13 protein-coding genes are annotated in these 14,974 nt (G+C 48.4%); 11 read left to right on the top strand and 2 right to left on the bottom strand.

What is annotated here, in order from left to right; genetic code table 11:
* The first annotated feature begins 172 nt into the window (after positions 1–172).
* The 3 genes from MHB82_RS24275 (at position 173) to MHB82_RS24265 (ending at position 2,410) form a co-directional block, all read left to right on the top strand.
* Entirely contained in the window at positions 173–1,186 is a 1,014-nt protein-coding gene (locus MHB82_RS24275; RefSeq protein ID WP_095361360.1) for a YhcN/YlaJ family sporulation lipoprotein, read from the top strand.
* Positions 1,187–1,433: 247 nt separating this feature from the next.
* Entirely contained in the window at positions 1,434–1,658 is a 225-nt protein-coding gene (locus MHB82_RS24270; protein WP_017692532.1) for a helix-turn-helix domain-containing protein, read from the top strand.
* A gap of 212 nt (positions 1,659–1,870) precedes the next feature.
* Complete coding sequence (locus tag MHB82_RS24265; RefSeq protein ID WP_341176057.1) at positions 1,871–2,410, top strand: DUF4303 domain-containing protein; 540 nt, start codon at positions 1,871–1,873, stop codon at positions 2,408–2,410.
* 158 nt (positions 2,411–2,568) lie between these two features.
* On the opposite strand, the gene MHB82_RS24260 is transcribed toward MHB82_RS24265, so the two are convergent.
* A complete protein-coding gene (locus MHB82_RS24260) occupies positions 2,569–2,916 on the bottom strand; it encodes a hypothetical protein (protein ID WP_110756409.1) in 348 nt (115 codons plus the stop codon).
* A 216-nt stretch (positions 2,917–3,132) separates the two neighbouring features.
* On the opposite strand from MHB82_RS24260, the gene MHB82_RS24255 reads away from it, so the two are divergent.
* The 4 genes from MHB82_RS24255 (at position 3,133) to MHB82_RS24240 (ending at position 6,466) form a co-directional block, all read left to right on the top strand.
* Entirely contained in the window at positions 3,133–3,996 is an 864-nt protein-coding gene (locus tag MHB82_RS24255) for a MurR/RpiR family transcriptional regulator (RefSeq protein WP_095361363.1), read from the top strand.
* A gap of 1 nt (position 3,997) precedes the next feature.
* Positions 3,998–4,726 (top strand): glucosamine-6-phosphate deaminase, encoded by a 729-nt coding sequence (gene nagB, locus MHB82_RS24250; protein WP_341176056.1) that lies wholly within the window; start codon positions 3,998–4,000, stop codon positions 4,724–4,726.
* On the top strand, positions 4,723–5,937 hold the full coding sequence (gene nagA, locus MHB82_RS24245) for an N-acetylglucosamine-6-phosphate deacetylase (protein WP_110756405.1): 1,215 nt from the start codon (positions 4,723–4,725) through the stop codon (positions 5,935–5,937). Before nagB ends, nagA begins: the two co-directional genes overlap by 4 nt.
* Before the next feature lie 157 nt (positions 5,938–6,094).
* On the top strand, positions 6,095–6,466 hold the full coding sequence (locus MHB82_RS24240) for a hypothetical protein (RefSeq protein WP_336782827.1): 372 nt from the start codon (positions 6,095–6,097) through the stop codon (positions 6,464–6,466).
* Between the two features lie 680 nt (positions 6,467–7,146).
* On the opposite strand, the gene MHB82_RS24235 is transcribed toward MHB82_RS24240, so the two are convergent.
* The gene (locus tag MHB82_RS24235) at positions 7,147–8,502 is read right to left on the bottom strand and encodes a dipeptidase (RefSeq protein ID WP_095361366.1); all 1,356 of its coding nucleotides are present in this window, start codon (positions 8,500–8,502) and stop codon (positions 7,147–7,149) included.
* Positions 8,503–8,721: 219 nt separating this feature from the next.
* On the opposite strand from MHB82_RS24235, the gene MHB82_RS24230 reads away from it, so the two are divergent.
* The 4 genes from MHB82_RS24230 (at position 8,722) to MHB82_RS24215 (ending at position 14,845) form a co-directional block, all read left to right on the top strand.
* A complete protein-coding gene (locus tag MHB82_RS24230; RefSeq protein ID WP_341176055.1) occupies positions 8,722–11,124 on the top strand; it encodes an AraC family transcriptional regulator in 2,403 nt (800 codons plus the stop codon).
* 335 nt (positions 11,125–11,459) lie between these two features.
* Positions 11,460–12,389 (top strand): ABC transporter permease, encoded by a 930-nt coding sequence (locus MHB82_RS24225; protein WP_164764292.1) that lies wholly within the window; start codon positions 11,460–11,462, stop codon positions 12,387–12,389.
* Between the two features lie 37 nt (positions 12,390–12,426).
* Positions 12,427–13,314, top strand: a complete 888-nt coding sequence (locus MHB82_RS24220) for a carbohydrate ABC transporter permease (protein WP_095293262.1) — start codon at positions 12,427–12,429, stop codon at positions 13,312–13,314.
* Between the two features lie 19 nt (positions 13,315–13,333).
* A complete protein-coding gene (locus tag MHB82_RS24215) occupies positions 13,334–14,845 on the top strand; it encodes an extracellular solute-binding protein (RefSeq protein WP_341176054.1) in 1,512 nt (503 codons plus the stop codon).
* The last annotated feature ends 129 nt before the right edge of the window (positions 14,846–14,974 follow it).

The following is a 14,974-nucleotide window of genomic DNA, read 5'->3' as shown; positions in this document are numbered from 1 at the left end:
AAACCAAACCGTTATGTTGATTTGGAAAGAAGCGGTGCTGCACATTATGTGTTGGCGCCGTTTTTTCGTTTATTTTGTGCAGGTAGAGGTTCCAGATCCTTTCAGCATATCGGGTACACCAGAAGTGCATCCTATCCTTGTGACCAAAACCATACACATTGGAGGATGAGACATGCCAGCAGCCAAAAAGGCGAAAGCAATCAGCTTATCATTGTCTACTGCAATTTTTGTAATGGCCGGACTGACAGGGTGTGGTGATGGCCGGGATAACAACAATATGCAAACCAATAATGCGGGTCAGGAAGTTCGCGGGCTGAACCGTTATGGTGTGGAGACCAATGGAATGGATGGCATTCGTGCCAAGAGTTATCGCATGCACAATGTCACTGACCTGAAATCCAGTGATGAACTGGCAAAACGCATTACCGAAATGAAAGAGATCAAGTCGGCCAATGTACTGTTAACCGACCGTAACGCTTATGTTGCTGTCCGTTTAACAGACGGTCATGCCGGCAAGATGGATAGTCAATCAAATCGTAACGGGAACCATAACAGCACGATGAACGGTACTTTGCGGAATCGTGCGAGTGGAACCATGCGAACGGAGAGCATGAATCAGGATATGGGTGGTATGCGCGTTCATGCGGGCGACGGAACGATGTCACCGTACACGACCAGTGGTATTGCGCCAGGATTGAACACCGGTTCGGCTACAGACCGCAGCCATATGGGGAATGACCGCAGCATTTACGGAACGATGGGTACCGGAACCTTCGGCATGATGCGCGGACTCACGAACACGGGCAGAGAACGTACGATGAGTGATGGCCATTATGGAATGCAAAGTGAAGGACAAGGCGTAGGACAACGTCAGGACAGCTCGGATGACAACACGTCTGAAGAGATCAAAGGCAAAGTTGCGGCAAAAATCAAGCAATTTGCACCGAATGTAGAGAATGTCTATGTATCGGCAAACCCGGATTTCGTTGATCATGTGCAGACATATGCCGACGATATTCGTAACGGCAAACCGGTTAGCGGCATGATCGACACGTTCCAGTCCATGGTTGAGCGTATCTTCCCGACTAATGCCATGGATCAGCGTCGTGATGGAATCCTCGGCGATGGCATGATGAACCGTAACAATAACAACAATGATGGCATTATGAATCCTAATCATCGGTAACAACAGCTAAACAAATATGCCTTTGCGCGGATGGGAACATCAGTGGCAAAGGCATATTTTATATCGCAACATCTAAGAAAAAGCAGAACTACATAACGGTGTGTATCTTCCATTACGAAGGATCAACAAATGGCAGCCCATTTTTTTCATAAAACTGAACCATCGCCCTTGACCTGACATAAGATGAGTTGACTGTATCCCCTTAACCTTGTTACACCAACACAACCCGAGCAAGGAGGGGTGAACATTGAAGGGTATCGATCATAAAAGCAAATTTTTGTTGACCCACCGTGAACGCGAAGTATTCGAATTGCTGGTTCAGGACAAAACGACGCGTGACATCGCAGGGCAGTTATTCATCAGCGAGAAAACGGTGCGTAACCATATTTCGAATGTGATGCAGAAACTCAATGTTAAGGGTCGTTCGCAAGCAGTTGTAGAGCTGATTAAGCTCGGAGAACTGAAGATCTGACGCGAATAACAGTTAGGAAGTTGAAGCAGCATGAAAGCCTTTCTCTATTCTCCAATGATGAAGAATGGGGCAAGGCTTTTTTGCTTTTTTAGACGGGTGGCCAATCATAAAGTGACAAGTCAAAATCGAGTGATAGCGGTTGCCCCCATTGTTAAAATCAACCATAATAAGCTTATAGATCATGATTACATACGAAATGAGAGGAAAGAAAAATGGATCACTTCTTAAAGGAATTTGAGGAAAAGTTTAGAGCCGGCTTTCTTCCCGATCTGGAGCAAACGCTGCAAGAGATGCAGCATGAAAAAGTATATGCTTGCGTGTTTGGAACAGACAGTGACTGGATCACCCTGTTTATGGCAGCAAATACGGAGGAATCGCTTGCGAGGCATATTGCCAGGATGAAAGAAGAAGGCCTGTGTGACAGTGAACAGGATGAAATCTACTATCGATGGGGCTGCTCAGAATATCAGTATGGAGGAGATACGCATTTCAACCATATCAGCCGATTGTTGTATGCAACGGAAGATGTTCAGAATTATAAGGATGAGATGATACAACTGATTGCCAAGGTCGTGAATGAAACACCTGATGAATTTTTTGCCCGTTACGGACATTCCAAGGCAGACATTACGTTCTTCATATCCATGACCGATGATGATGAGGCTGAAGAACTGGAAAATCAATCGGTTGTATTGATGACAGAAAGTAGCCTGGCCAGTGAGTTTTTGAAGCGGTATGACGGTCTGGAGTAGTTTATTGATTTGAGACAAGATAGCCTTGCCACACAATGTATAAGATGAGTTAACGGAATGGATGGAAGTATATTTGGGTTCATTTCAAAGTCTTTCCCTGTTCTTAGTCGGATTAGGGAGAGGCTTTTTTTGTTATAACCTGAAAAGAAATGATCCTCCTACATAAGGCTGTTTTCTCGAATAAACAATCTCCATGATCTCTTCGAAAAAGGCTGATAAAAGAGCTGCTCCAACGCCTCGTACCGGGCCTCATCCAGATGCAGATAGAGCGCCTTTTTGGCAATTTTGGCAGCTGGTTGCGAAGCAGACTTCCGACTTCCTGCTTTTCGCCTGACTGGAATATGAAACTGCAACAAATCCTCCAGGCGGTCCCAGCCTTCCCAGCTCATTCTTCCGCCACGTTTCCAGTCGATTGCATACAGGGCATAATAGTCCCGACCACCGCTTTGCTTGACAGCAATAACCCAGGAGGAAGGGATGATCTTTTGTTGTTGTCGTTGATTCACTTGGGGGAGCTCCTTCGTTGATCCATAGACTGCATTCATCTCTTACTATAAGCCTTATGACTTGTCTGCTTCAAGAAGCGTCGTTCTAAACTTTCATTTTGAACATGGAGTAAATTCCCTTGATTTGCAGATGGAGCTTGATTAAAATGAAGTTATAAAAATTATTTTCTTTATTTATCATAAAAATATAAAAATTATTTTCAGAGGAGTATGCTCATGGCAGCCATCATACATGCCTTACAGCAAGAGCTGGATGGACTTCCATCACAGGAACGGCGAATTGCAGAGGTTATTTTGCAATCTCCGTCGGATATCCCCGGCTGGACGATTAATTATCTTGCTGAACAAAGCGGTACCAGTCCGGCAACGGTCACCCGTTTCTGTAAGTCCTTTCACTTTAAGGGCTTCCCGGATTTCAAAATGAAGCTCGCTGCAGAGCTGTCTCATTCAACGGACAAAACGGCTTATCAGGATATCGTGGCAGGCAATCCGTTGTCCAAAATTGTGGAGGCCATAGAGGCCAACCACCTTGCCTCCATTGCGGATACCACCCGGCTGCTGGATTTGGGCAGATTGGAGCATGCGGTTCAGCTATTATGCCAAGCCCGTCGCATTGACCTGTACGGTGTTGCGACCTCATCCATCGTGACACAGGATTTCTATCAGAAACTCGTGCGAATCGGCAAAAGCTGTACGGCCTTTTCGGATTCACATATGCAGATTACGTCAGCTTCCTCGCTAAGTGAAGGAGATGTGGCCATGGCCGTGTCCTACTCGGGTGAAACGCCTGAGACCATCGATGCCCTGCATTGCGCCAAACAGGCGGGAGCTGCAACGATCTCACTTACTTCCTACGGTAACAACAAGCTTGCCGGAGTATCCGATATTCCGCTATTTACGTCTTCACTGGAAGAGGGCATGAGACGGGGAGATATGGCTTCCCGGATTGCGCTGCTGCATGTCATTGATATTTTGTTCACAGGCATGATGAGTGCCGATTTCGACCGCTTTATCCCCAAACTGGAACAATCGTATCACAATGTGCAGTCCTATCGAGTTCAACAACATGGAGGTGCGTGAGATGAACATTCGTATTTTTGAAAATGAAGAAGATCTTAATGCTACAGGTGCTGGCCTGATTGCCAGCTTGCTGCAAACGAAACCACGGGCTGTGCTCGGACTCGCAACGGGAAGTTCTCCGGTGGGCATTTATAAACAGCTCATTAACTTGTACCAGAAGGGGCTGGTAAGCTTCGCGCAGGCTTCTTCCTTCAATCTGGATGAATACGTCGGGCTTCCGGTGGAGCATCAGGAGAGCTATCGGAGCTTCATGAATGAGCAGCTCTTTCATCATATTGATATCGATCTGGCGAAAACGCATGTACCAAACGGGCAAGCAACCGACTTGGACCAGGAATGTGCCATGTATGAACAGCGGCTGGATGATCGCGGACCTGTAGATCTTCAGCTGCTGGGTATTGGACACAATGGTCACATTGGCTTTAACGAACCGGGGGATGAACTGACCGGACGCACGCATGTGGTGGATCTGAAAGAAGAGACCCGCAAGGCCAATGCCCGTTTTTTTGCAAGTATTGATGAAGTGCCTGCTCAGGCCATAACGATGGGCGTAGGTACGATTCTGAAAGCCAAACAAATTTTGCTGATCGCCCGCGGTGAGGAAAAGGCCGAAATCATTCGCGAGGCCTTCATGGGGCCGATCACAACCCAGTGTCCTGCGTCCTTGCTGCAATGCCATCCGAATGTGGTTGTACTGCTGGATCGTGCTGCCGGGAGGTTGGTAAAATGAACGGAACTGATATAGTCCAATCCAACAAAGAGAGCGGCAGCCCCATATATCTTCTTCGCGGTAAAATGGTACTGCCTGAAGGTCTGGCGCAGGATGGCCTGCTCGCCTGGACGGAAGGGAAAATCATATATGCTGGGTCACTGGAAGGTCTGCCGGCATCCATTCGTGATCAAGCGGTAGTCTTGACTATACCCGATGGGGGCGTTATCGTCCCCGGGTTCATTGATATCCATGTCCACGGTGGTTATGGAGAGGATTTCATGGATGCGAGCCAAGAAGTGTTGGACAAGATTACTTCATTTCACAGCACGCAGGGTACAACCGCCATGCTTGCAACGTCCATGACTGCTCCGAAGGGCAGACTGGATCAGGTGCTCGCTGAAGTGGACCGTTATCGTTCCAAGCCCATGCCATACGCGCAGCTTGAGGGTGTGCATCTGGAAGGACCGTTTTTCAGTCCAAAATGGCCTGGTGCACAAAATCCGGAGCATATCGTACTGCCCAATGTTTCATGGCTCGCAGAATGGGAAAAAGAGTATCCCGGCCTGATTCGCCAGGTTACGCTGGCACCAGAACGGGAAGGGGCACTTGAAGTCATTGCATGGCTGCGTCAGCAGCGGATTACAGCAGCGCTCGGTCACACGGATGCGACATACGAAGAGGTGGAGCGAGCAGTTGAAGCCGGGCTGCATCACGCGGTACATACGTACAATGCAATGACTCCGCTGCATCATCGTAATCCCGGGGCCGCGGGAGCCGTGCTGAGTGATCCTAGAATCAGCGCTGAAGTGATTGCTGATGGCATTCATGTGCACCCTGCGGCAATATCCATCCTGGCCCAGCTCAAGCAGTCTGCCGATCAACTCGTGCTGATCACAGATGCCATGTCCGCTGCCGGGCTGGAAGACGGGGAATACAAAATCGGCGACTTGCCCGTGATCGTGAAGGAGGGCGTAGCCAGATTAAAGGATGGCGGTGCCCTCGCTGGAAGCACACTAACGATGATTCGTGGCTTCCGCTATCTGGTACAAGACGTGGGCATGAGCCTGAGCGCTGCATCTCGCGCAGCTAGTCTCACCCCGGCACGCCTGCTCGGAATCGACCATCGCACCGGTTCCCTGGCTGCAGGGAAACAGGCAGATATCGTTTTGCTTAACCAGGAATTGGGTATTGAGGGTGTATGGGTTAAAGGCAGACTGATTTGCGGTTAGGGTGTTTGGTGAGGGAAAAGAACAGAACTTTATCATCAGGGACTAAGATTGGAAGCATGACGGTTTTCCGCTGAAGAGGCAATCGGGTGAGTAATATGTTAAAATAGTCTCAAAAAAAGACGGGATCTGCGGATCACGCATAACGGAGGCGTGAAACATGGAACGTAACGCTATGCTCGAGTTCGATCCATTCCTCACAGAGCTGGCGGAAAAACTGCACGTGCACGGATATTATGCCTTTTATGGTGAGCATTACAATGAAGCCGATATGGAGCAGTACCGCAGACACCTGTTTAACTCATTCCGCAATATCGTATGGGTAGAGCTGGATGCACGCAAAAAATATATGATTGTCGATCATCGTGGACGAAACACAGTCATGAAATTGATCGATGGCATGCTGAATACCCGTAGAACACTGCGGGCCAATCAGGCGATGGCGGGGACGGATACGTCCAATGTTCAGCAGGAGATTACCCATCTGACGCAGATGGTGCACAAGCTAAGATTTACGACATTTAGAACATAAGTGATGTAAACCAAGAGAGACTTCCACAAGGGGAGTCTCTCTTTTGTATTGCAACAATCCTAACGAATCCATACCACCTTATCGCAAGGATTCGTAAAGAATGCCGAAGATAACGAACTCCAGTCACGTTAATACAACGTTTACCTATTCGGGATACGTCCACAGCATGGAATAACACGTCTCTGATACGTTAACCCAACCATCTCATAGAATCAGCCTAATAACGCTCGCTCAGTTCGTTAAATGGTCTACTGCCCGATTAAACATTAACTTCTATTCTAGCGCTACTAATTCTAACGACAAAAAGAGTGTCCCGTCATAAATCAAATGGGACACTCTTTTTGATTGCACTTAACCTCTATCCACATGTAAAGATAACCTCGATCGTAAATTAAGTTACGGGAAATGCTGAAAAATAGTGAAGGGAACGAAATCGACCCAAATAAAAGCGACAGCCGTTAGGGCCATCGCTTTTATTTTGTTATTCCTCTATATAACTTAAGTTGGGTAACTATTTACACGATTAACGGAGCGGGGAGAAAAAGGCTGAAGAAGTGGAGCGTTCGCGTTTATCACCGGAATTTCTCCCTTTGAGAAAGGAAATCAAAGAAATCCGGGGATAACAGCGATCGGAAGCTTGTTCTCCCTGCGTAGTGTCCTCGTGTAACGAGTTTTTCAACTTACAAGCTCTTCAAGAATTGTACGATCGTCAACAACCCTTTATCAAAGTTCTCCAGGTTGAAGTGTTCATTCGGTGCGTGCAGGTTCTCATCCGGCAAACCAAAGCCCATCATCACGGCAGGTACGCCGAGTACACGGGAGAGCTTCTCAACGATCGGGATGGAACCGCCATCTTTGGTAAACAGGGCACGAACACCATACACCTGCTCGTAAGCGTCAGCCGCTTTTTGCAGGATCGGATCGGTCGGATCGGTATTGAACGCAAAGGCTTTCTCGATTTGTTTCACATGCAGCGTGGCACCTGGCTGTACGTGTGCACGGAGGTGTGCTTCAATGCGATCCAGCACCTGTTGCGGGTCTTGGTCAGCAACAAGGCGGCATGTGATTTTGGCATGAGCCTCTTTTGGAATGACGGTTTTGGTACCTTCACCCTGGAAGCCGCCCCATACACCGTTCAGCTCCAGCGTTGGACGTGCGCCAACACGTTCCACGAACGAGTAGCCTTCTTCACCGTACAGTTGCTCGAGTCCAAGATCCTGGCGAAGCTGCTCTTCATTGAAGCCTTGCTTCACGAACTCTTCTCTCATTTCCGGTGAGAGGGGGAGAACGCCATCATAGAAACCATCCACGCTCACGCGGCCTTGCTCATCATGCAGCGAAGCGAGCAGGGATACGAGCGCATGAAGTGCGTTCGGTACGCCACCACCGAAGGAGCCGGAGTGCAGGTCGGTGTTGGCCGTATTCAGATCCACCTCGAGCGAGCAAAGACCGCGCAGGCCTGTGGAGATCGCCGGTTTCCCTTTTTCGAGCAGGGAAGTATCGGAGATCAATACCATGTCTGCACGAAGCTTGTCCGTATTGTCATTCAGGTAAATCGGCAGGTTCGGGCTGGAGATTTCCTCTTCGCCTTCGATACAGAATTTCACGTTAACCGGAAGTTCCTTGTTTTCAGCGAGCAGGGCTTCTACTGCTTTAATATGTAAGAAGATCTGTCCTTTGTCATCTGTTGCCCCACGTGCGAACAGTTTTCCGTCCCGAACAGTAGGTTCGAAGGGAGGCGTGTCCCACAGGTTAAGCGGATCGACAGGTTGTACGTCATAGTGTCCATAGATCAGTGCTGTTGGTTTGCCAGGAGCATGCAGGTGGTCAGCATAAACAATGGGATGTCCAGCGGTTTGAATAACCTCTACATTTTCCATGCCTGCACGTGTCAGTGCATCTGCCGCCCATTGTGCAGCACGGTTAATATCCTCTTTATGCGCCGAAATGGCCGAAATACTGGGAATGGACAGCCATTCATTCAGTTCTGCCAGATGTTTTTCTCTATTCTCCTGAAAATAAGCCTGTTCTTTCATTAAAAAAAGCCTCCTTCATGTTTTGCTTTATCCTATTGTAATCCATTTTGGCATCTTAATAAAACATTGGTTAAAAAATGATCGGCTGTGTACCGTTCCATTCCGCCGGAAATTGTGAGTATAATACAGGAAACGGATTTCATCCATATTTTCTCAGCAGGGGAGTTGGGGAAGTTCCCATGATAGTGAGACCACATGCAAGCAGGCAGGTGAATGATGATGGAAACGACTAAAAGAGAGAGGCCGCCAGGTCGATGGGTGCGTTTGCCCCGATTTACTCCTGGACGCCATAAAGGACGTTTTTACCGGAATAGCCTGATGATTATTTTGCTCATTGCCAGCATCCCCGGTTTGATTACAGGAATCGTGATGTACCAGCTGGTTGTTGGCAGAATGGAAAATGAATTCAATCGCATGCATCAAAGCCAGATCGAGAATCGGGCACGCAATGTGGACGACCAGCTGGCCTACCTGGAGATGACCCTGTCGCATTGGGCCTTTGAACCAAGGTTTGGCAATGCACTGCGAACCCTCGACTTTGTCTATTATTTTAATGAAACGCAGGAGATCGTCACCACATTATATGTACTGGAAGGGTCACATCCTCTGATTAAGTCTGCACAGCTGTATTTGCAGGAACCTAAGCCGATCCTGTTTAACCGGGAGTATAACGAATTATTAGATGATGCGAAAATAAAAGCCTATGACCGTTACCTAGCCATGGGCAATCATGTGTACTGGACAGACTGGGTATCAAACGCGAGCATTGAACCAGCAGCTGCCATGAATAGCAGCCTGCTGCATACCGATGCAGGCAACGCGCTGGTTCTGGTACATAAAATCCCGGGCGAGCATAATAATCCATTCGGTGCACTGATCATTACCCTGGACAACGAGAAAGTCGCCAGTTTATTGAAAACGCTTACTCCCTATGACGAAGGCCTAACCTTTCTTATGGATCAGGAAGGCAATACGCTGGTCACCGGTAATCCGGGAGGGGGCCAGCAGAATTCAGCCTTTGAACAGCAGCTTAAGGAAGAGGTTGCACAGCATGCTGACAGCACATCTTTCTTGTTCAAATATGAAGATCAGACCTACTCCGTATCCTACGGCTCCTTAAGCCGAATTGATTCGGAATGGACGTATGTCTCCGCTGCACCGCTGACATCTGTGACATCACCGGTGAAGCTGGTATCCAAAATTATTGTCATTGCGAGCGCAGGCAGCCTGCTGCTGGGGCTCATGTTATCCTGGCTTGCTTCACGGCGGATTTACTCCCCTGTGGCGAGAATGCTTCATCTACTGACACCAGGCAAACATGAGGCTCAGGCCAATCCGAAGCTGGACGAATTCCAGCTGCTGGAACAGCAATGGAATGAGCTGACTTCCCGGAGTCTTACCGCACACCGTCAACTGCAGGAGCAGCTGCCGCATTTGCGTGACAGCTTTGTACTGCAGCTGGTTCAAGGACACTTATATGCCTACAACGAGGAAGACCTCCAGAAGCGAATGAAGAATCTCGGATTCGAAGTGGAGGGCCAGCAATTTTTGCTGCTGCAAATGTATTTCACGGGTTATGCCCGGCTGCAGGGACGATTTGGAAGCCAGGATACTGGCCTGGTGACCTTTGCAGCTGTAAACATCATTGAAGAGGTGGCCAAAAACTATTTTAACCAAGTCAGTATGATGAACTTTCATGACCTCTCTTCAGCCATGCTTGTCATAGCACCGAAGGATGAACAGCTCAAACCGCAGGCATTGCTCTGGGGTCAGGAGCTGGTAGAGGTTATCGGGAAGACGCTAAAAATGAATGTCACGGTCATGATTAGTCACTCCGCTGATTCCTTGCATGAGCTGCCCGGCATATTTGTTGAGATGGAACAGGCGGTTGCTTATCGCAGCATAGAGGAAGGGAGTCAGATACTCGATCTGGAAGATGAACAGTGTTTCCGCAGAGCAGAAGAAGCAGCTTATCCGCTGGGCTTGGAACGTGAGATGATTCAGGCGATCAGGCTCGGCAAGCAGGAGGAAGCGGATCGGGTGCTGGAACAGTTTATGGGCGAAATCGCCCGGGCGGGCAGTACCGAGTTTCAGGTGCAGCAGATGATGCTGCAGCTGCTCGGAAGTGTTCAGCATATGATGCTGCAGACGGGGGTAACACCTTATAAGCTGTTCGGAGGCAGCAATATGTACGAGCGATTGTCTGCAATCCGCGAACCTGAACAGATGAAGCATTGGATGATGAGTAAGGTGCTGGTACCCTATATACAGGAAATCGAGATTCGATCGCAGGAACCGCTCAAACAGGTGGTGGAACGGACGATGCAGTATATGGATGAGCATTATCGTAACGAAATTTCACTGGAAGGCTGCGCAGATGCAGAACAGATGACACCTTATGCGCTCAGCAAAGCCTTCAAGCAAGTATCGGGCATGAACTTTATTGATTATTTGACAAAGGTCCGAATGGAGGCGGCCAAACAGCTGCTGCGTGAGACAACAATGAAAATTAATGACATCGCAGCTGCTGTTGGTTATCAGCATAGCTATTTTAATCGCATCTTCAAAAAACAGGAGGGGGTAACGCCAAGCCAGTATCGGGATCAGTGGTTTGGTAAATGATCTGTGTACCACCTTGCTGTCTCACCGGGATCCGACTCATCGGATTCCGGTTTTTCTTGTTATGAAGGAGGATGAAAACAAAGAAGGATAAGGCTGCAAAAATGTGCAATGGGGTATTATGCAAAATGTCCAAATTGAAGCAAAAGTGGCGTCATAGCGGGCTTTGTGGCCTCTCCCAGTACATGAGCAAAAAATGAAGGTTGCCGGAAAATGGGGCTCTGTATAGTCTGAATTACAAGTTCAATTGATAACGCTTACATAAATAAGGGAGGGGAGAGATTATGAACGGAAAGACCGAATGGAATGGAAATGCCGCAGCGGCAGCCCAGGCGGAAATGGCCACCATGCCGATGAAGCGAGAGTCCAACTGGAAGAGGCAGATCAAGCGCAACAAATGGCTGTACGTGCTTGTGCTTCCCGGATTTCTGTACTTTGTTATCTTTAAATATTTGCCCATGTGGGGAATCGTCATTGCTTTTCAGGACTATCAGCCTTTTCTCGGTATCAAGAACAGTGAATGGGTGGGCATGGAGAACTTTACGACCTTTTTCTCCAATCCGGACTTTTTCCGGTTACTGCGTAACACGCTGGTCCTTGCCATATATGATCTCATATTCTTTTTCCCGGCACCGATCATTATCGCCCTTTTATTAAATGAAATCAGGATAGCTTTCTTCAAGAGAACGATTCAAACGCTGGTGTATGTACCCCATTTCGTGTCCATGGTGATTATTGCCAGTATCACTTACGTCTTCCTGACCCCTCAAGGCGGGGTACTGTACGACCTGATTGCCTGGATAACTGGAAAGCCAATTGATGTATTATCCAGTCCGGGTTCGTTCCGTCCACTTATTATTATTCAAATGATGTGGAAGGAGATGGGCTGGGGAACAATCATCTTCCTGGCCGCACTCGCAGGCGTGGACACCGAGCAGTATGAGGCCTCCATTGTGGATGGTGCGGGACGATTGCGACGCATGTGGCACATTACGCTGCCGGCGATTCGCACAACCATTGTCATTTTGCTAATCCTTAGACTGGGGAACTTTTTGGATACGGGATTTGAACAGATTTATCTGATGACCAATTCGCTTAATCGCGATGTGGCCGATGTATTTGATACCTATGTCTATACGGTAGGGATCACACAAGGGGCATTCAGCTACAGTACCGCAGTAGGATTATTCAAATCGGTGGTGGGTATCATCCTGGTGCTCGGCAGCAATAAACTTGCCAAAAGATTTGGTCATCCAGGGATTTATTAAGCAGGCATTCTGCATGAATTCATAAGGAGGAAAGCCCATGAACAGCCGTCTCTACAACAGCCCTGCCGGCAAAGTATTTGATATTTTCAACTACGTCATGCTGGGTATCCTGGGCATACTGACTGTCCTTCCTTTCCTGTATATTATAGGGAATTCGTTCGCGACTGAAGCCGAGATTACGGAACGCAGCTTCTTTCTCATTCCGAAAGTCTTCTCCTTCAGCGCGTATGAATATATTTTTTCTTCGTCCACCATTTTCCGCAGCATTGGCGTCTCCGTATTTGTAACGGTAGCAGGGACGCTGGTCAATCTGTTCTTCACGCTGACGATGGCTTATCCGCTATCCAGAAGCGACTTCTGGGGACGCAACGTCATGATGAATATGGTGATCTTCTCCATGCTGTTCGGCGGAGGAATGATCCCGACGTATCTCGTCATCCGTGGACTAGGATTGCTCGATTCTTACTGGGCCCTTATGCTTCCTGGCGCAATCAGCGCATTTAATTTAATTGTTGTCAAAAACTTTTTTCAGCAAATGCCGCCCGGGCTGGAGGAAGCGGCCCGTATCGACGGTTGCTCGGATCTCGGGGTACTCTGGCGAATTGTCCTGCCCTTATCCAAACCGGTGATTGCCACGTTTGCGTTATTTTATGCCGTAGGGCATTGGAATAACTTCTTCTCGGCACTCCTGTACATTTCCGACAGTGACAAATGGCCGCTGCAGGTGATGCTGAGGCAGATTGTGCTGCTCTCGCAGGCAAGCGTTGGGGATATGGCCAATATGGATCCCAATTTCGTACAGCCACCGGAACAGTCCATTAAAATGGCCGTCATCGTGGTAGGTACCATTCCGATTTTGCTCGTGTATCCGTTTTTGCAAAAGCATTTTGCCAAAGGTGTCATGTTAGGCTCAATCAAAGGCTAAAAGCCAAGGGGGAGAACGTATGGGACAGAAAGCGGGAATCAAAAAAACAGCACTTGTACTTTCGGCAACATTGTTACTGAGCACGGTTCTGGGAGCTTGCTCCACGGACAAAACCAACGATACGGGCGAAGCGGCTTCAGGTGGAACCGATCAAATTACCATCATGCTTCCGAACTTTGAAGCGGAAAATCCGCCTGAAAACAGTCCGGTCATCCAGAAACTTGAGGAATTAACCAAAGTGGATGTGAATCTGCAATGGGTACCGAGCAGCTCTTATGAGGATAAATTCAACATTACTCTGGCTTCGGGCAAGCTGCCCGACGTGATGGTCGTGCTCGGCAAATCCCCAAGCTTCATTAACGCTGCACGTACCGGGGCTTTCTGGGAGCTGGGGCCTTATCTGAAAGACTACCCGAACTTGAGCCAGATGAACGAAATTATTACGAACAATGCCTCCATTGACGGAAAAACCTACGGCATCTACCGGGGAAGGCCGCTGGGACGTAACGGAATTACGATCCGGAAGGATTGGCTGGAAAATCTGGGTCTGGAAGCACCCAAAAATCTGGACGATCTTTATAATGTGCTGAAAGCATTCACTACAGATGATCCGGATGGCAACGGCAAGGATGATACGTACGGTTTGGTAGCGAGCAAATTTAACGGACCGTGGGACAACATGCAAATCTGGTTTGGTGCACCCAACAAATGGGGCGATGATGGCAGCGGTAATTTGATTCCTGCACACGAAACACCCGAGTATATGGAGGCACTGAAGTTTTTTCGTCAGATTTACAGCGAAGGGTTGGTGAACAAGGACTTTGCCGTGATGGATGCGACCAAGCTGCCTGATCCGTTTGTCAACGGGCAGGCGGGTGTCATGATTGATGTAGCGGATAACGCACAGCGGATGGAGCAAAAAATTCTGGAGAAGGACCCATCGGCCACAGGACGGGTGGATGTGCTTCAGGCGGTGGAAGGACCGAAAGGGCTGCGTGACATGCCAACCTCAGGTTACTCCGGTATGATCGCCGTCTCCAAAAGTGGTGTGAAAACGGAAGAAGATCTGAAAAAGGTGCTCGCATTCCTGGATCAATTAAACGAACCGGAACTTCAGGCACTGTTGTCCAATGGCCTGGAAGGCAAGCAATATGAGAAAAAAGGGGAATATGTTGTTCCGACCACCGACAAGCTTGCACTGCGAGATCTGCAGGGTCTGAACCAAATATTGATGTTCCTTCCGGAAGACCGCGCCTTCCGGGTTGAACCGACGCCGGTTCGTGAGAAGGTGGCAGAGGTACAAAAGGCCAACGAGGAGATCGTTGTTCCCAATCCAGGAGAGCCGTTGATCTCTGACGTTTATGCACAGAAAGGGCCCCAGCTGGATAACATTATCAACGATGCCCGTATCAAATTCATCGTGGGACAGATTGATGAGAAGGGATTCCAGGATGCAATCGCACTGTGGAAAAGCAGCGGCGGTGATGAGTACGTGAAGGAAGTCAATGAATTGTACGCTGCATTGAAGTAGTGAAAATCCAGAGCCCGGCAGCCGTACGTAAGTACAACAGAAGCTGTCGGGCATTTCCATCTATATCAATTTTTTAAAACATTTTGTATTTACAGGCTCCCTAACCGCTTATTTTAAGGTATAATCTTA

Origin of the sequence: Paenibacillus sp. FSL K6-2862, assembly GCF_038005125.1 — a bacterium.
Classification (GTDB): domain Bacteria; phylum Bacillota; class Bacilli; order Paenibacillales; family Paenibacillaceae; genus Paenibacillus; species Paenibacillus illinoisensis_A.
Note: the sequence above shows the minus strand (reverse complement) of the source record. Positions and strands in the feature narration are given on the sequence as shown.